Here is a 16,296-nt window from a genome sequence, read left to right as displayed (position 1 = left end):
CCTTTCATACGATTTATTACAATGATGTCTATCTTTATTGGTCTGACTATTATCGCCTTTTATTTTCATATTACTAACGGCGCCTTTGATATAAACGTCATGGATATCATCAAAACCTTTCTACGAATAGATCCAAATGAAAAACAAGATTTGGTTATATTTGAGTTTAGATTACCAAGAATTGTAATTGCTGCATTAGTAGGAATTGGCCTAGGAATTGCAGGAACTGTTATTCAAGGAGTGACAAGAAATGGTTTAGCTGATCCCGGCATATTAGGGATTAATGCAGGAGCAGGAGCTTCCATTGTTATATTCATGTTTTTCTTTCAAATGTCTGCTACCAATATTAGTTTCGATAGCTGGTATTCCGTGTTTATCATGCCACTCTTTGGCTTCGTGGGAGGAGCACTTGCTGCAGCTATTATATATATTTTCTCCTGGAGAAATGGCGTGCTGGATATGCAAAGACTAATCCTAACTGGTATTGCGATAAGTAGCGGTTTTGGTGCGGTATCCTTATATATATCGCTCAAGATGAATGCGAGCGACTATGAAATGGCTGCTGTCTGGATCTCTGGCAGTATATATAATGCAAACTGGTCTTTTGTTTTATCAGTTTTGCCTTGGGTTGTTATTCTTGGCTATGCAATTTATCGCAAAAGTCATTTGCTGGATTATCTTCAGCTAGAGGACGCAAGTGTAAAGAGTCTTGGAATATCTGTGGAAAAAGAAAAATCTATCCTACTGCTGTGTAGCATAGGACTTGTTAGTGCATGTGTATCAGTATCAGGCGGAATTGGCTTCATTGGCTTAATGGCTCCTCATATTGCTAAAAGGTTGGTAGGCATTAAGCATCGATATGTAGTGCCGATGAGTGCTGCAGTAGGTATGTTTTTATTGGTCTTCTCTGACTATATTGCTAAGACCGTATTCGAGCCATCAGAGCTACCGGTAGGAATTATCGTTTCAATTATTGGAATTCCGTACTTTTTATATTTATTAGTTAAAACAAGAGCATAGGAGGATACCTATGATAGAAAGTATATTACGAGTGGAACAGCTTAGTTCAGGCTATGAAAAGCAAATTGTTTTCACAAATTTAAATACGTCCATTCAAAAGGGGAAAATAACTACAATTATTGGGCCAAATGGATGTGGAAAATCGACGTTGTTAAAAACGATTGGGCGTATTCTCCACCAAAAGAGTGGTAGGGTTTATTTACAAGAGCTAGATATGAAGTCACTGTCAACGAAAGATATTGCCAAACGTCTAGCGTTACTTTCGCAGAGTCCTGTAGCCCCAGCTCAATTGAAAGTAGAGGAGTTAATCTCTTATGGGCGCTTTCCACATAGAAAAAATATTGGAACTCTTTCAAAAAAAGATATAGAGATTATTGAATGGGCAATGAAGGTCACAAAGACAATCGAATTTCGCTCAAGAGAAATCGACCAACTATCCGGTGGACAACGCCAAAAGGTTTGGCTAGCAATGGCGCTCGCACAGGAAACTGAAATATTATTGTTAGATGAGCCAACGACCTACTTAGATATGGCGCATCAGCTAGAAATGCTTAAGATTGTGGAAGAGCTCAATAAGAAGCACCAATGTACCATAGTGATGGTATTACACGATATAAATCATGCTGCTCGCTTTTCTCATGAGCTCATAGCTATGAGAAACGGAGAAATAATAGAGACTGGAACACCAAAGGAAATTATAACAAAGGAAGTCATGAAAAAGGTTTTCCAAATAGAGGCGAAGATTATGTTCGATGAGGATACAGCTTCACCTGTATGCTATGGATACGAAACGTTAGAGGAGGTGTAATAGATGGATAAGGTGTTACTAGAGGATACAGAGCATTGGCAAATAGATTCCGAGTATACGAATTATCTATATGACATAAAGGTATCTATCCCAACCAGCGCACCTCCTAAGGAGGGCTTTCCAATCTATTATGTACTAGATGGAAATTGGTATTTTCAGCTTGCAAGGGATGTGGTGAAGCTACAATCACAGAACGCACCAAAAACTCTTATCGCGCCTTCTATCGTAGTTGGAATTGGACATTCTGGAAAAGAAGATGTAGCGCGCAAGAGAAGGTTTCTAGACTTTACACCAGAGGCAGAAGCCTATATCTATCCAAAGAGATTAAATGGGAAAGATATAGGGAAACACGGGGGAGCAGAGAAGTTCCTTGCTTTTTTAGAGAAGGAGCTAATACCAAGGGTGCAGAAAAGGTATCAGGTTGACCTACAGAAGCAGGCTCTTTTTGGTCACTCCTTAAGTGGCCTTTTTGTCATTTGGGCTTTGTTTAAGAAACCGAATCTTTTTTCATGTTATCTTTCAATAAGCCCTTCAGCCTGGTGGAATGAATATGAGCTATATAAGGAAGCAGAGAATTTTGTCCGTTTCCAAAAAAATCTTTATTATAAAAAATTGTTTATATCAGCCGGTAGCAAAGAAGGCTTTATGGTAGAAGACGTAAATCATTTATACACAGCTTTAAAAGACAGTGTAAAAACAGAAATGTTTATTGCACAGGATGAAAACCATGCATCAGTGGTACCATCTGTTTTAAGCAGGGCATTCCGATATTTAAATTAAACTAGGTTGTGGATGTGAATATTGTCGTTCAAACATGGCTCATTTTAAAGCTCCAAAAGCAATAGATTTTGTAGAGGCACTTCCAAAAACGGCCACAGGTAAGCTACAAAATTCCTTCTTCGAGAAATGTACTGGACCGGACCTAAAGAAGTAAATTAATTTGCAAAGATCTCACAGCTTGCTAGCTATGAGATCTTTTATTGTTAAAGATAGTCTAAGCTGGCAAATATCAAGACTATCCCTACAATACACATAACCCAAGAAAGAGCAGAGTCTTTACTTTTAGATAGTCTATCGTTTAGTTTTCGAAAAGGCTGATGTAGCCAACGACCAAATAGTGTATACATAACCATCAATATAATGGATGGCAAGACCATAATTATATTGTAGATCCCGAGAATAGATGTCCACTCCAGTAATGTTAGATTGGACGTACTCATCAAGCCAATGGCAGCAAAATAAGGAAGCGCTGTTCCTCCTTCGATTAAGAAAGTAGTAAAACCAAGCATAAACATGGTGAAAGTGGTTTTTTTGCTCGGAACCGAAGGAATGGCGGCTTTTTTCTTTGGCATATAAAAGCTTACGATAAACATAATCATTCCTATTAAAAATATTGCCCAGCTAAGAATCTGATGCTTAAAAAGCTCCTTGAAAAAATCAAATGATAAAGTTATACCAAACATAAGAGAGACACCTAAAAAGAAATATAAAATAGCTATTGTAATTAGATATACAGATAGAAGTCTAATAATCCTCCTTTTCTTTTCCATCACTAATAAATAGAGAGTTATGCCAATTATAGTAGGGCTAAGCGTGTCCAATACAGCCAAGCCCATAATCGTTAGAAGAATTTCCATATTCATAACATCCCCTCATTCCTTCTTGGCTAGGTAGATAGCGTAGGCACTCTCCAGAAATTCAAGTAAGTCTTGGTCAAGGGGATAGAGACCTAGCTTTTCAGATTCTTTTTCTGACTTTCTAATCTCCCAAAGTTTATCGAGAAAATCGTTCTGTTGTCCATATTCTTGTATTCGTTTTTCTTCCATTTGTAAAATAATATGTTGGACGGTAGGAGAATGGGGTTCCTCTGACATAGAATCCTTTAATAATCCAATCAAGCTAATCCATTTAAGAGATGCTTCTTCATTACTTGACATATGGGGGAGTTGATCCCATTGCTTTAAATCTGTTTTAGAAAACGTAGATTCTCGAAACATTCTTTTGCTTTCTTTGTCTTTTGCTGCTAGTTGCATTAGCTTTTGCAAAATAACTGCATTATCTTCTCTTTCCATTTCATTTGAATTTATTAATTCTCTTAAGGAAAGCTCAATTGTTTTTAATTTTTCTTGTTCATTTATGACATAATTCAGCTGTTCTTTTAAACTAGTGGACCAGCTCCATGTGTTGGAGTATAGCATTTGTTTAATTTCCTCTAGTGAAAAACCCGCTTTTTTGAGGAATTGAATTTGTAAGAGCTTTTGTAGTTTTTCCTCGTTATATAAACGATGACCGCCCTCCGTTTTAGAGGCGGGGCTTAGCAGATTAATTTTATCGTAATAGCGTAATGTTCTTACGGTAGTACCAGTGAGTTCAGCGACCTTGTTGATATGAAGCAATTTATCCATCCTCCCCTTTGGTTAAGTATTGTATGACATAGCCTACTCCTAAGCCTATCAATACCCCTGGAAACGCAGCATCGAAAACTAAACCAACTCCTGCACCTATAATAACGCAACCGTAAATAATGATATCCCCTTGTTTCATCAAATCTCCTCCAATCCTCCTTAATTATATAAAATGACGTTACGTCAGTTTCAAGTATTTTAAGAGAAAATTTAAATAGTTGTAAATGACCCAACGTCATCTTGTAAGGTGGTTCTAAATAGATTGGAGGGTAATAGATGAAAAAGTTATCATTAACAGGAATTATTATCTTAGTACTTCTTATTTTGAGTGCTTGTTTTAAAGAAGAGGGAACGGAAGATTACGAAAGTAGAGAACTGGACAATATAAGGAGTATTGAAATTGATTATGGAAGCACAGATATTACTTTGGAATCAGTTGAAACAGATTCATTAGAAGTGATGCTAATGCTGAAAGACAATGGACCGGGTATCCGTTTGGAGGAGAAGGAAGAAAAGCTATTGATAAGTGTACGTAGTGATATTACTCGTCTATTAAAAATAAATAAAATGCCTAAGCTTCATGTAAAAATCCCTTCAGAATATAAAGGGGACATTATATTTAAAGGGTCTTCAGGAAAATTGAGAGGGGAGAACTTAACCTTATCCGCCGATCATTTAGAGGTGAATGGGAGCAGTGGAGGTGTTAGTCTGGATTTTCAAGATTTTCAAAGCAATCTCTTTGTAAAAGCTACAAGCGGTAATATAGACATTAAGTTGGACGATGCTAATCCTGATGTAGCTTGGCTTGTTCAATCTAATAGTGGTAATAGGAATCTAAGCAAAATGTTTATTGAGAAAGAAAAAGAGAAACAAGAAACAAAAGGAGTATTAGGAAGTGGAAAATATCTTATAGAATTGAAAACTTCCTCAGGAAATATACGGCTAGAGTAAAAAAGGATAGTGTAATTGCCATAAAAAACTACCGCCTTAAGTTGGTGGTAGTTTAAACATCTGTAATTTTAAAATAATCTATTTCGAGGGGGTTTACAGCTAAAGTTGCTTTGGAAGCGCATATAATTGTGCATTAAACGGGCATGCCTCCCCGATTCGGTATGGCGATTAACAAGTGGGCGGAGTCTTTCTATAAATTCGCGATCACATTCACATTGACTTCGCCCACTTTCGTAGCAAAAGTCGTGCATCATACATGTAGCATCTACTTCGTTTACTGGTGCTCCAGGTCCGCTGCACCCAGGGCCACACCAATTATAGCCAGGAACGCAAAAGCTGCGTTTTCTTTTTCTTCTTTGTCGCAAACTACCACCCCCTTCCCTTTATTAGTTAGGGTATTCTTATTTTTATTTGCGAACAAATACAAGCACCTAGCTGTCCAAAGTTTATTTATGTTCTAAGAAAAGCGCAGGCACCTATGTCTGCCCCGACAAGCAAATGGAGGAAAGTGAGGAGGCAGCTCTCCGGCCACCGGAGCTTTTTTCCATTTGACCTCGATGGAGACAATAAATATATTCAATAAAGTATTGCAATGTTATCTGTTTAAAAAAAGCAGCCCTAAGAAAGGCTGCTGTATCGTTTAATAGTATTAAGTTAAATATGGAAGTTTTTTAAATAACGAATATTGAATAATTGCGTCTGCTTCAGTTTTAGTTACTGTATTTGAAAAGCCGTTATGGTGTCCATTCTTGAAAATTAATGCTATGCCGTTATACAAGTCATCTAAAGTCAAGAGAAATATAGTATTCTCATTTCTCTTGTCTATTAGTTTCAGCGTTTCTCCAGTGAGTAAAAGACGAGCTGCCCATTCATCTTGATATATCCCAGCAGGCTTTTCCACCCACTGTGCCTGTTCCTCTTTATGTATAACCCATTGGCCCCCTTCTAACACAGCATTCATTATATTTTCGATATACTCCTCAGTGATTGAAACAGTTACTTCTAATTCCTTCACTTGCTCAGAAAATATTTGATCCATTGTCTTTCCCCCTTATCATAAATTCCCTTCCCATTTAATTTACTATTAATTCATAGAAACTTTAATAATCCAAATCATGGAAAATGGGATATTTAATTAGAGTAAGAGAGAAGTTTATAGCATTTGCTTGGTTTTAAGCTATTAATATTTTAATTAAGATAATAATTATTTCTTTCGAAAAGATTTCAATTCAAACTTTTTTCCTACAGTTGAACTTATTATTTTTCCCTATCTAGAAGAAACTACTAAGAATCGAACCGGCTTGTCCGTGAGGTTGTACCAATAATGTAGTAGATTTGCGTCAAACATCGTGGAGCCCTGTTCCTTCAATTCTTCTTCCTTGCCATCTACTACTACAGTTAATGTTCCTTCCACAACAAAAAGAAACTCGTGACCACTATGTGAAAAGGCCTTTCCTTTATCTTCCCCTGGTTGAAGAGTCACTAATATAGGGGTGTATGAAGCATCCTGTAAACCATTAGATAAATCCTTGTAATAAAACTGCTGTCTTATTTCAGCTAATTGATCGTTTGACGAAACATCTGAAAAGAAAACAGTTGGATTGACTTTTAAAGCATCAGCTATTTTTTTTAGGGATTCTAAAGTTACACTAGATTTTCCTCTTTCCACTTGAGAGAGGAAGCTAATCGACACCTCTGTTAGTTCTGCGAGTTCTTTCAAGGTGAGCTTACGTTCTTTTCTTAAATCTTTTAAAATGGTTCCTATTGAATTAGAAGACATATGTATCTCTCCTTTTTTTCTCTATTAACCATCATACCTATTAAATGGAAATGCCTCAACGGTAGCTATATTAAATTTATATTGACAGAAAATTTAAAACTATTAAAATGAAACTGAGGGAGAAATTAAAGTATCACTTCAATTTTAGAAAGGGAGATGTAAATGGATCCAAAACAAATGAGAAAGGTCTGGATTGCTAGCTTAGTAGGAAGTTCAATTGAATGGTTTGATTACTTTCTATATGGGACAGTGGCTGCCCTTGTTTTTAATCAGCTATTTTTCGTAACAGATGAACCAACTGTAGGGTTATTGCTCTCATATGCATCATTTGCTTTAGCATTTTTTATCCGTCCATTCGGGGGAATCATATTCAGTCATATTGGTGATCGGATTGGTAGAAAGAAAACCTTAGTTATTACACTGAGTTTAATGGGAGTTGCAACGTTTGGTATGGGATTATTACCAACGTATCAGGCAATCGGAGTATGGGCTCCAATTCTTTTAATCACGCTACGATTAATCCAAGGGTTAGGTATTGGAGGAGAGTGGGGTGGTGCACTCCTACTAGCTGTTGAATATGCACCAAAAGAAAAACGTGGTTTATACGGAGCAATCCCACAAATGGGAGTAACAATCGGTATGGTAATGGGGACAGTTGCATTATCAATTATGACTCTACTTCCAGAAGGTTCCTTTATGACTTGGGGTTGGCGAGTTCCGTTTATCATGAGCGCTTTGTTAGTTATTTTTGGATTATGGATTCGTAAAGGAATTGAAGAAACACCTTCGTTTAAAAGGGTACAAAAGTCTGGAGAGATTCCAAAACTACCGATTGCAGATACGCTAAAATATCATTGGAAAGAGGTTATTATAGCTGTAGGAGCCAAGGTAGTTGAAACAGCACCATTCTATATTTTTGGAACTTTTGTTGTTTCTTATGCTACTGCTGAACTTGGCTTCTCTCGAACTGCGGTATTAAATACTGTAATGGTTGCCACAATAATCACCACTATCCTTATACCGATAATGGGAAGTCTCTCAGATAAAATTGGTCGTAAGAAGATTTATGTAGCAGGAACAATTGGGATGATTTTGTTTGCTTTCCCTTATTTCTGGATGCTTCAGCAGCAATCGCTTGTGTTATTGGTTGTGGCTACAGTAGTTGGACTTGGAATCATCTGGGCGCCAATTACTGCAGTGCTCGGGACGATGTTCTCGGAAATCTTTGATGCAAAAGTACGTTACACGGGAATCACATTAGGTTATCAAATTGGGGCAGCTTTAGCAGGGGGTACAGCACCGTTAGTAGCGACAAGTCTCATGCTTCAATTTGACGGTTCCTATGTCCCAGTAGCATTCTATATTATCTTCACGGCTGTTATTTCTTTATTAGCAATTTGGGCAGTTAAGGATAGAAGCCAGCAGAATTTAGATGATGTGACGACAATACAAGATGATACAGCAGTAACAAAGACAGCTAAAAAAGAATTAAGTAAAGTGTAATTCGCATGTACATAAAGCTCGTCTTACGCTATGGTGGCAAGACGAGTTTTTATTTTGAAGGAGGTTCTTACAATGTTAGTGATAAATGAAAAAGAAATAATGCATACATATAAAATGCAGGATGCGATAAGGGATGTCAAAGATGTCCTAAAAGCAAAGGCAGCGAATAAAATAGCAAATCCACATAGAACAGTAATTGAATTTCCACAACACGAAGCTTCCGCTTTATATATGCCAAGCGCCGATTTAGTTGGGGAGGTTACAGCAGTGAAGGTAGTCACTATCTTCCCGAATAATCCAGTACAAGGGAAGCCCACTACACAGGGGGTTGTTTTACTTTCAGATGCAAAAAATGGAGAACACTTGGCAATGCTAAACGCCTCCTATTTAACAAGGCTTAGAACTGGAGCACTTAGCGGTATTGCCACAGATTACCTTGCTAAAAAGGATTCAAAGGTATTAACAGTAATTGGGACAGGAGCGATGGCCTTTGAACAAGTGCTTGCAGTGCTTGCTGTTCGTAGCATCGAGCGTATTATTCTAGTCAATAGAACTTCCTCAAAAGCAGAAAGGTTTGGTCAAAAGCTAGCAGACTTTGGAGTCAACATTCCATATGAGGTGTTTGTGGATGTATCTGCTGCAGTTAGTCAGGCAGATATTATCTGTTGTGCAACGAGATCTAATGAGCCGGTTTTCAATGGGAATGATTTAAAGCCAGGTACTCATATAAATGGAGTTGGCTCTTATTTGCCTCATATGCTTGAGATGGATGTAGCGACCATAACCAAGTCATCCAAAATAGTAGTAGATGATATTGCTGGCGTTAAGGATGAAGCAGGGGAACTTATGTATGCCGATAAGATTGGTAAATGGTCATTCGAAGAAGTTCATGGAGAAATTGGGAAGCTTGTGACGGGGGAATTGAATGGCCGAGAGCAGGAACAGGAAATAACTTTATTCAAATCAGTTGGTGCAGCATATTATGACTTAGCGGTGGCAAAAGGTGTCTATGTCAAAGCGAAGGCGCAGAAAATCGGAACGGAAATAGATGTATGAAAAGGAGTCCGAGTAGCAAAATATGCTATTCGGACTTTTTGAATTGACTTCTATTTTTTTACATGATAAAATTATCTCGAATTAAAGATATATTAATTAAAGATAAAAATACTGGAGGAGTATAATATGAATCACTTAAAAGGTATGCACCATGTAACAGCTATTACAAGTAGTGCAGAAGAAAATTATAAATTTTTTACGAATGTATTAGGGATGCGACTTGTTAAGAAAACAGTTAACCAGGACGACATTCAAACGTATCATTTGTTCTTTGCAGATGATGTAGGAGGAGCGGGAACAGATATGACATTCTTTGACTTCCCGGGGATTTCAAAAGGTTCCCACGGAACGAATGAGATTTATAAAACAGCCTTTCGCATTCCCACTGATGCGTCCCTTGATTATTGGGTGAAGCGCTTTGATCGTCTAAACGTTAAGCATACTGGTATTCAAGAGCAGTTCGGAGTAAAGGTACTATCGTTTGTAGACTTTGACGACCAACAATACCAATTAATTTCCGACGAGTATAATAAAGGCGTAGAATCAGGCACTCCTTGGCAAAAGGGACCAATTCCATTAGAGCATGCCATCACTGGGCTAGGTCCAATTCATATTCGTATTGCTCAATTTGACTATATGAAGGAAGTTTTGGAGAAAGTGTTACTATTTAAGGAGATTGCTCAAGAGGGTGATATTCACTTGTTTGAGGTCGGAGAAGGCGGAAATGGAGCACAGGTCATTGTTGAAAAAAATGTTGTTCTCCCTCCAGGTCGTCAAGGCTTCGGAACAGTGCACCATGCCGCATTCCGCGTGGAAGACAGAGCAGTATTAGATGAGTGGACAGAGCGTATGGAAAGCTTTGGATTCCAAACTTCTGGCTTTGTAGATCGCTTTTTCTTCCAGTCTTTATATGCTAGAGTGGCAAATGGCATTTTATTTGAGTTTGCTACTGATGGGCCTGGCTTTATGGGTGACGAACCTTACGAAACCTTAGGAGAAAAACTTTCACTGCCACCATTCTTAGAGGCGAAACGTGCTCAGATTGAAAGCATGGTAAGACCTATAGATACTGTAAGAAGTACCATTGAGTTTGTGAAGGAATAATGTAAAAAAGTCCATTTCCTATTGGAAGTGGACTTTTTTAAACTAGAATATATATCGAGTGGAAGACATTACTCTACAAATTGGTAATGTCTTTTGTTTTGCCAATGAAATTGTTGAACGGTCATAAATTTTTCTATCCGGTTATAAAACCTTCGTGAACGGTCATAAATTTTTCTATCCGGTCATAAAACTATTTTCATTGCAAATTACTTAATTTATTTGCCGATTTCCTAGTTATTTAGTTTTAAAATAGATGGTTCGTCAACCAACGTGGATGTGTTGAATAAAAACAAAACATCTTTAATATCATTATCAGACATATACTCATCAATGCTGCCATTATAATATCGAATGTCTATCACATGAATTTCTGGAACGTGTCTTGTAAGAAAAGGAATTACGTTATGCGCATAAGAGTCCTTAATGACTAGTAGCTTTTCTTGTTCAAGCTGTTGCAAGTCAAGGTCGGTTGTAAGCGTCATTAGAGCATGAACACCGCCAAGAAAATAGGAGTACTGATCCTTCTTGGCAAGAAAGCTTTTATCGTACATACTCGTCATCGTTTGATTTGTATCTGCGATATACGTGTTTGTAGACGTGGAATCACGAGGAATATAGACTTGGATATCATCTGGAGATAAACCAACAAACTGCCCTCTTGTATGATAGCTTCCTAAAAATGAATTGCTTACAGTTTGGATTAGGAAATCTTTTTTCGAAAGGAAATCCCACTTTTTCTGCTCTGCATACGCAACATATGCCAAATAAGCTCCATATGTCGTCCAATGATGATCCGTACGATAATAAATCGATTCCGAAGCATGCGGGCCTAGAAAATCAAAGCCATTCATAAAGGTTAAGCCTTTCCACATATGCTCACCGATATATTCATTTACCTTCTGTTGAGAATACGACGGTGCCAACCACGGTAAACGATCAGGATAAAGACCAATCGATGTTGGCGCTAGCATGAAAGTCATGTCTACTGTCGGGTGATTTGTGGCAAATTTATTTACTGAATCTATATATTGCTGAATCTTTGTATAATCAGGCTCTAAGAATTTTTCAAATAAAAAGCCATCTTTCCCTTGATAGATTCCGTTATTCTCTTGCTGCAGCCTAGATTGTTCTGCAGCTGATTTTATGAATAACCATTTATCTCGAAATGGAAAGTGGTCTGTTACGAAATTCTCAGTCTCTTCTGCATATTGCTTAGATAATAAATTATTCCATGTAAGATGCGGTGAAGATTGTAAATATCTGTTCTCTAAATTCGAGAAACGTTCTTTAGGTAAAATAAAAAAGAAGAAAGCAAATAGAAACAGCGTTCCTACAAACCCTAAGACCAATAATTTCTCTGCATTCTTCTCCATGATTTCTACCTCCCTAAAAACGAAAATATAAGAACGGGTTAAAAGTTGCATCTACTAAATAGGAAACGGAAAGAAAAAATAGAAATCCGTACCAAACGAGATGTAAAAACGATAATTCATTCTTTCTTGGCCATTGCTTCTTAGGTAAAGAGGCAATAATCAATATCAAAAGCAAAATTATATTTGTATAAAAAAAGTACAACGTGTCATTATTCCATAGCGCTTGGTGATTTAATCCCGCCATGGCACTCAAGTAACTAAGTATTAAAGAAGGCTGATCAAAAGCAAATAATACCCACCCTATGAGAATAAGAACTAGTGCGTAAACATGTCTCGTCCAACGAGGTAAGCGGAAAAGTAGTTTTAATCCCCACCATTTCTCCATAAGGAGAATGACACCGAAATACAAACCCCATGCGATAAAATTCCAGCTAGCTCCATGCCAAAATCCCGTAAGCAGCCAAACGATGAGTATATTACGCATTTGAATGACTAAACCTCGACGATTGCCTCCAAGAGGAATGTAGACATATTCTCGAAACCAGCTACCCAAAGAGATATGCCATCTTCTCCAGAAGTCAGTTATACTCTGAGCAATATACGGCTTGTTGAAATTCTCGTTAAATCGAAAGCCAAACATAAGGCCAAGACCAATAGCCATGTCGGAATAACCGCTAAAATCAAAATATATTTGAAAGGCAAATGCAATAATACCAAGCCAAGCAGTTAATACAGTCAGTGAATCTGGATTGGTATTTGAAATGGTGTCCCAAAGCAATCCAATATTGTTAGCAAGTAACACCTTTTTTGCAAGCCCAATAGTGAATCGCCGAACGCCCTCCGCAAACATTTTGATATTCTCCGTTCGCTTATGGAGCTGTTCAGCAATCGTGCTATATTTCACGATTGGACCCGCAACTAATTGTGGAAATAAGGCAACGAACGTTCCAAAGTCAATCCAGTTTCGTTGTGCTTTAGCTGTCCCTCTATATACGTCTATGATGTAGGACATCGATTGGAACGTATAAAAGGAAATCCCTATGGGCAGAGGAAGGTCCGTTAAAGGAATACTTGTACCAAGTAACGTATTTACATTCTGGATAAGAAAATCAGCATATTTAAAATAAGATAACAGCGCCAGGTTAACTATAATAGAGCATGCGACAATCCATTTGCGTTTCAAAGAAATCAAATTAGGTCTATCTAGTAACAACCCGAAGCTGTAATCCGTCAGAGTCGACACCAACATAATAACAATGTAAATCGGCTCTCCCCAAGCATAGAAGACAAGACTAGTTAAAAACAAAATCAGATTTCTAATCCGTCTTGGCGAACAATAGTAAAGTGCTAGAACGGCAGGCAGGAACAGGAATAAGAAAAGCAAGCTACTAAATACCATAGTGGCTTATTTTTGTTCAAAAAAGCTATCGTAGACTTTTAGAAGTTCGTCTGCATCTTCTGAGATGACTAATAATATATAGTTGCCTTTCGTAACAAGTTTATAGTTTTTGGCATTCTCATATTGGTCTGGAAGATACGTTTCGAATTGCTTTTGTACATTTTCTACTCTTTGTTTTATTGCTGATTCTACGTCAGGTACATCTTTAGCATCTTTTACTTTCAAAATTGCGATTTCATTTGTTTTTACGTTCATCATTGGTATTCTAATCGAATATTCTTCGAGCTTCTCAGGATCTAGGTTATATAAATCCTTTATTTGATCTGGTTCTAATTCCATTAGACTAGGTTGTTCAACTTTCTCCAACATTTTATCGGCCATTTCATTAGCAGATAGCTCCGGTTCTATTGTAGAGGACTGATCTTTTGAACAGCCCGCGATTAATAATCCTAATACGATGGTTAACATAAGAAAACTCATTATCTTTTTCATGGTTATGTAAACTCCCTTTTTTTATATTAATTTTGACGTCAATGCATTTAGACGTAAGGAGTTCATTTAAGTTACATAATTTTTTTAGTCAAGGTTAATTCATAGAGAAAGAAGACAAAATAAAAAGACCTAAGTCCAGTAAAATACTGAACTTAGGTCTTGGTAGTTGCTGTAACCTGTTAGTCTAACTTTTGGGTCACTGTAAGGTTAAATTTATAGAAGTTCCTTAAATTTTAAACGCTTATTTAATGCAAGCATTAATGGAATACCTACTGCCATCACGACAAATTCGCCTAGAGCAACAGTATACCAAGTGTATGAAAAGATAGAGGCCGGCAAGTCAAAATATAAATGAAGCTCAATGGCTATAATAAACATAGTGAAGGTAAATATAAGCGTATTTATAATCATCCGCCAAAGATCACTCTTAATAAATTTTCCTATAAATATACTAATAGAAAGTGTAAGAATGGAATGACCTACACCAAAGGTTAAATCGTAGAGACCCATTGGTGAGAATAGATTTGTGATAAATACACCGATCACAATTCCAAAGAAATACTTTTTGTTGAACACAATAAGGTGATTAAACATTTCGGATATCCGAAATTGAAAAGCACCAAATGCAAAAGGCGCCACTAGCAGAGATACAGCTACATATAAAGCTGCAATAATTCCACTTGTAGCCATCGTTTTAATCTTCATATTCATTTCTCCTTAGTTTTTTTACGTGGGAGGTTCTCGAACCACGTTATAATTTATCGAACAATCCATAATATTAGTCTAATAGAGGTAGGATGTCAAGAAGTCCCAATAGATTGATAGTTTGAAAAATAGTCTTATTTTTTATTGTGATTCCATTTCATAACTTCTACTTTTATAAAAAACACAAACAATAGAAGAGAGCACAATCATTTTTATATACTTTAGGATGAATAAAGAATAAGTGGTTTCCACTCTAGTCGGACACTTTCCGCGATGGCTTGTACCCCGTTTGTGATGTCTTTTCTGCCTCACTCATCCCTCAGGAATCGTGACTTTCACTCCAATCAACAAAGTGACAAATGTTCGTTTCTAGTGGATCAGGAAACCTGTATGAAGATAAATTAAAAAAGCTAGGTTATACTATAATAATGACTTAATTGACATCCCTTGAATTGCCACATACATTACGCACAATGTAAGGGTTAGTTTGGTTTGGTTAACTATTATAAACTAAAATTTAATTGATTTAACATGACATATATGTTAAAAAAGTAGAAGCATTTTATCCCGTAATGCATAATGAGAGGATTTGAATTTCAATATGAATGATAATTTTTGGCGTGATTTACCGCGACCATTTTTTGTACTAGCACCAATGGAAGATGTGACGGATGTTGTTTTTCGTCATGTAGTAAGTAAAGCTGGTAGACCGGATGTGTTTTTTACAGAGTTTACAAACACGGAGAGCTATTGTCATCCAGAGGGTCAGAAAAGTGTTCGAGGACGATTGATTTTTACAGAGGACGAACAGCCAATGGTTGCACATATATGGGGAGATAAGCCGGAACATTTCCGACAAATGAGTATTGGTATGGCCGAGCTAGGATTTAAAGGTGTAGATATTAATATGGGCTGCCCGGTACCAAATGTGGCATCTAGAGGGAAGGGAAGCGGCCTTATCTTACGCCCGGATGTCGCTGCAGAAATTATACAAGCAGCAAAAGCGGGAGGATTGCCTGTTAGTGTGAAGACAAGGATTGGTTACACGGAGGTAGAAGAGTGGCAGGATTGGCTAACACATATATTGAAACAAGACATTGCTAATCTTTCTATCCATCTGCGTACAAGAAAGGAAATGAGCCAAGTAGATGCGCATTGGGAGCTGATTCCAGAAATCAAGAAATTACGTGACCGAGTGGCACCAAATACGCTACTAACAATCAACGGAGACATTCCTGACCGACAAACTGGCCTTAAGCTCGTTGAACAATATGGGGTTGATGGGGTTATGATTGGGCGTGGTATTTTTAACAATCCTTTTGCTTTCGAAAAAGAGCCGAAAGAACATAGTACTTCGGAATACCTTGATCTTCTAAGATTGCAACTGGATCTTCAAGATCAATATTCAGCAGAATTGCCACGTTCAATCACAGCTCTGCATCGCTTTTTCAAAATATATGTCAAAGGATTCCGAGGGGCAAGTGAATTAAGAAATCAATTGATGAACACAAAGTCAACTGATGAAGTGCGAGCATTGCTCAATAACTTTGAATCAAACAATGCTGATTGATGACAAATGGTAGAATGATATAACTACAAATAAATAACAACATACTACGCTGTTAAAGTACAGAAATGAATACGATAGCGAATACACCAGCATATGTATGCATTCATCTACACTTATCACTAAGTGGTTA

Annotated in this window: 18 protein-coding genes and 1 riboswitch; of the genes, 8 read left to right on the top strand and 10 right to left on the bottom strand. The window is 37.3% G+C overall.

What is annotated here, in order from left to right:
• Window positions 1-24: 24 nt before the first annotated feature.
• The 3 genes from MKY94_RS16935 to MKY94_RS16925 are packed head-to-tail and all read left to right on the top strand — an operon-like array spanning window position 25 to window position 2,608.
• Window positions 25-1,020: an iron ABC transporter permease gene (locus MKY94_RS16935; RefSeq protein WP_191697811.1), complete on the top strand. Its 996-nt coding sequence runs from the start codon at window positions 25-27 to the stop codon at window positions 1,018-1,020.
• A gap of 10 nt (window positions 1,021-1,030) precedes the next feature.
• Complete coding sequence (locus tag MKY94_RS16930; RefSeq protein ID WP_151112812.1) at window positions 1,031-1,828, top strand: ABC transporter ATP-binding protein; 798 nt, start codon at window positions 1,031-1,033, stop codon at window positions 1,826-1,828.
• 3 nt (window positions 1,829-1,831) lie between these two features.
• Window positions 1,832-2,608, top strand: a complete 777-nt coding sequence (locus tag MKY94_RS16925) for an alpha/beta hydrolase-fold protein (protein WP_342577460.1) — start codon at window positions 1,832-1,834, stop codon at window positions 2,606-2,608.
• Window positions 2,609-2,811: 203 nt separating this feature from the next.
• On the opposite strand, the gene MKY94_RS16920 is transcribed toward MKY94_RS16925, so the two are convergent.
• The 3 genes from MKY94_RS16920 to MKY94_RS16910 are packed head-to-tail and all read right to left on the bottom strand — an operon-like array spanning window position 2,812 to window position 4,372.
• Window positions 2,812-3,471: a GAP family protein gene (locus tag MKY94_RS16920; protein ID WP_342577459.1), complete on the bottom strand. Its 660-nt coding sequence runs from the start codon at window positions 3,469-3,471 to the stop codon at window positions 2,812-2,814.
• Window positions 3,472-3,480: 9 nt separating this feature from the next.
• Entirely contained in the window at window positions 3,481-4,224 is a 744-nt protein-coding gene (locus MKY94_RS16915) for a MerR family transcriptional regulator (RefSeq protein WP_342578697.1), read from the bottom strand.
• Between the two features lies 1 nt (window position 4,225).
• Entirely contained in the window at window positions 4,226-4,372 is a 147-nt protein-coding gene (locus MKY94_RS16910; RefSeq protein ID WP_191697768.1) for a hypothetical protein, read from the bottom strand.
• A 137-nt stretch (window positions 4,373-4,509) separates the two neighbouring features.
• Here MKY94_RS16910 and MKY94_RS16905 point away from each other — a divergent pair, with 137 nt between their 5' ends.
• Complete coding sequence (locus tag MKY94_RS16905) at window positions 4,510-5,184, top strand: DUF4097 family beta strand repeat-containing protein (protein WP_342577458.1); 675 nt, start codon at window positions 4,510-4,512, stop codon at window positions 5,182-5,184.
• 68 nt (window positions 5,185-5,252) lie between these two features.
• On the opposite strand, the gene MKY94_RS16900 is transcribed toward MKY94_RS16905, so the two are convergent.
• The 3 genes from MKY94_RS16900 to MKY94_RS16890 all read right to left on the bottom strand — a co-directional run bounded on the left by MKY94_RS16900 (window position 5,253) and on the right by MKY94_RS16890 (window position 6,964).
• The gene (locus tag MKY94_RS16900; protein WP_342577457.1) at window positions 5,253-5,549 is read right to left on the bottom strand and encodes a phospholipase; all 297 of its coding nucleotides are present in this window, start codon (window positions 5,547-5,549) and stop codon (window positions 5,253-5,255) included.
• A 284-nt stretch (window positions 5,550-5,833) separates the two neighbouring features.
• Window positions 5,834-6,223, bottom strand: coding sequence for a hypothetical protein (locus tag MKY94_RS16895; protein WP_342577456.1), 390 nt, complete (start codon window positions 6,221-6,223; stop codon window positions 5,834-5,836).
• A 228-nt stretch (window positions 6,224-6,451) separates the two neighbouring features.
• On the bottom strand, window positions 6,452-6,964 hold the full coding sequence (locus MKY94_RS16890; RefSeq protein WP_144541270.1) for an XRE family transcriptional regulator: 513 nt from the start codon (window positions 6,962-6,964) through the stop codon (window positions 6,452-6,454).
• A gap of 162 nt (window positions 6,965-7,126) precedes the next feature.
• Between MKY94_RS16890 and MKY94_RS16885 the strand changes: the two genes are divergently transcribed.
• From MKY94_RS16885 to MKY94_RS16875, 3 genes are all read left to right on the top strand, one after another.
• Window positions 7,127-8,467, top strand: a complete 1,341-nt coding sequence (locus tag MKY94_RS16885) for an MFS transporter (protein WP_342577455.1) — start codon at window positions 7,127-7,129, stop codon at window positions 8,465-8,467.
• A gap of 72 nt (window positions 8,468-8,539) precedes the next feature.
• A complete protein-coding gene (locus tag MKY94_RS16880) occupies window positions 8,540-9,523 on the top strand; it encodes an ornithine cyclodeaminase family protein (RefSeq protein ID WP_151112826.1) in 984 nt (327 codons plus the stop codon).
• Window positions 9,524-9,649: 126 nt separating this feature from the next.
• Window positions 9,650-10,627 carry a ring-cleaving dioxygenase gene (locus tag MKY94_RS16875; protein WP_342577453.1) on the top strand — a complete coding sequence of 326 codons (978 nt, stop codon included), beginning with the start codon at window positions 9,650-9,652 and terminating at the stop codon, window positions 10,625-10,627.
• 230 nt (window positions 10,628-10,857) lie between these two features.
• Here MKY94_RS16875 and MKY94_RS16870 read toward each other — a convergent pair whose 3' ends face one another.
• The 4 genes from MKY94_RS16870 to MKY94_RS16855 form a co-directional block, all read right to left on the bottom strand.
• The gene (locus tag MKY94_RS16870) at window positions 10,858-12,000 is read right to left on the bottom strand and encodes a DHHW family protein (protein WP_342577452.1); all 1,143 of its coding nucleotides are present in this window, start codon (window positions 11,998-12,000) and stop codon (window positions 10,858-10,860) included.
• 13 nt (window positions 12,001-12,013) lie between these two features.
• Window positions 12,014-13,399: an MBOAT family O-acyltransferase gene (locus tag MKY94_RS16865; protein WP_342577451.1), complete on the bottom strand. Its 1,386-nt coding sequence runs from the start codon at window positions 13,397-13,399 to the stop codon at window positions 12,014-12,016.
• A 6-nt stretch (window positions 13,400-13,405) separates the two neighbouring features.
• Window positions 13,406-13,879 carry a DUF4358 domain-containing protein gene (locus MKY94_RS16860; protein WP_342577449.1) on the bottom strand — a complete coding sequence of 158 codons (474 nt, stop codon included), beginning with the start codon at window positions 13,877-13,879 and terminating at the stop codon, window positions 13,406-13,408.
• 225 nt (window positions 13,880-14,104) lie between these two features.
• A complete protein-coding gene (locus tag MKY94_RS16855; RefSeq protein ID WP_342577448.1) occupies window positions 14,105-14,596 on the bottom strand; it encodes a QueT transporter family protein in 492 nt (163 codons plus the stop codon).
• A gap of 6 nt (window positions 14,597-14,602) precedes the next feature.
• Window positions 14,603-14,647, bottom strand: a riboswitch (PreQ1 riboswitch).
• Between the two features lie 550 nt (window positions 14,648-15,197).
• Here MKY94_RS16855 and MKY94_RS16850 point away from each other — a divergent pair.
• Window positions 15,198-16,166: a tRNA-dihydrouridine synthase gene (locus MKY94_RS16850; protein ID WP_342577447.1), complete on the top strand. Its 969-nt coding sequence runs from the start codon at window positions 15,198-15,200 to the stop codon at window positions 16,164-16,166.
• The last annotated feature ends 130 nt before the right edge of the window (window positions 16,167-16,296 follow it).

The organism is Psychrobacillus sp. FSL K6-2843 (assembly GCF_038626375.1).
Classification (GTDB): Bacteria; Bacillota; Bacilli; order Bacillales_A; family Planococcaceae; genus Psychrobacillus; species Psychrobacillus faecigallinarum.
This window is presented reverse-complemented; position numbering and strand designations above follow the sequence as displayed.

Bases quoted from the DNA above. Each gene is read 5' to 3' on its own strand.
- MKY94_RS16870 (WP_342577452.1), bottom strand. From the start codon at position 12,000: ATGGAGAAGAATGCAGAGAAATTATTGGTCTTAGGGTTTGTAGGAACG.
- MKY94_RS16850 (WP_342577447.1), top strand. From the start codon at position 15,198: ATGAATGATAATTTTTGGCGTGATTTACCGCGACCATTTTTTGTACTA.
- MKY94_RS16910 (WP_191697768.1), bottom strand. From the start codon at position 4,372: ATGAAACAAGGGGATATCATTATTTACGGTTGCGTTATTATAGGTGCA.
- MKY94_RS16880 (WP_151112826.1), top strand. From the start codon at position 8,540: ATGTTAGTGATAAATGAAAAAGAAATAATGCATACATATAAAATGCAG.
- MKY94_RS16860 (WP_342577449.1), bottom strand. From the start codon at position 13,879: ATGAGTTTTCTTATGTTAACCATCGTATTAGGATTATTAATCGCGGGC.
- MKY94_RS16895 (WP_342577456.1), bottom strand. From the start codon at position 6,223: ATGGATCAAATATTTTCTGAGCAAGTGAAGGAATTAGAAGTAACTGTT.
- MKY94_RS16935 (WP_191697811.1), top strand. From the start codon at position 25: ATGTCTATCTTTATTGGTCTGACTATTATCGCCTTTTATTTTCATATT.
- MKY94_RS16865 (WP_342577451.1), bottom strand. From the start codon at position 13,399: ATGGTATTTAGTAGCTTGCTTTTCTTATTCCTGTTCCTGCCTGCCGTT.
- MKY94_RS16905 (WP_342577458.1), top strand. From the start codon at position 4,510: ATGAAAAAGTTATCATTAACAGGAATTATTATCTTAGTACTTCTTATT.
- MKY94_RS16855 (WP_342577448.1), bottom strand. From the start codon at position 14,596: ATGAAGATTAAAACGATGGCTACAAGTGGAATTATTGCAGCTTTATAT.
- MKY94_RS16890 (WP_144541270.1), bottom strand. From the start codon at position 6,964: ATGTCTTCTAATTCAATAGGAACCATTTTAAAAGATTTAAGAAAAGAA.
- MKY94_RS16920 (WP_342577459.1), bottom strand. From the start codon at position 3,471: ATGAATATGGAAATTCTTCTAACGATTATGGGCTTGGCTGTATTGGAC.
- MKY94_RS16930 (WP_151112812.1), top strand. From the start codon at position 1,031: ATGATAGAAAGTATATTACGAGTGGAACAGCTTAGTTCAGGCTATGAA.
- MKY94_RS16885 (WP_342577455.1), top strand. From the start codon at position 7,127: ATGGATCCAAAACAAATGAGAAAGGTCTGGATTGCTAGCTTAGTAGGA.
- MKY94_RS16925 (WP_342577460.1), top strand. From the start codon at position 1,832: ATGGATAAGGTGTTACTAGAGGATACAGAGCATTGGCAAATAGATTCC.
- MKY94_RS16875 (WP_342577453.1), top strand. From the start codon at position 9,650: ATGAATCACTTAAAAGGTATGCACCATGTAACAGCTATTACAAGTAGT.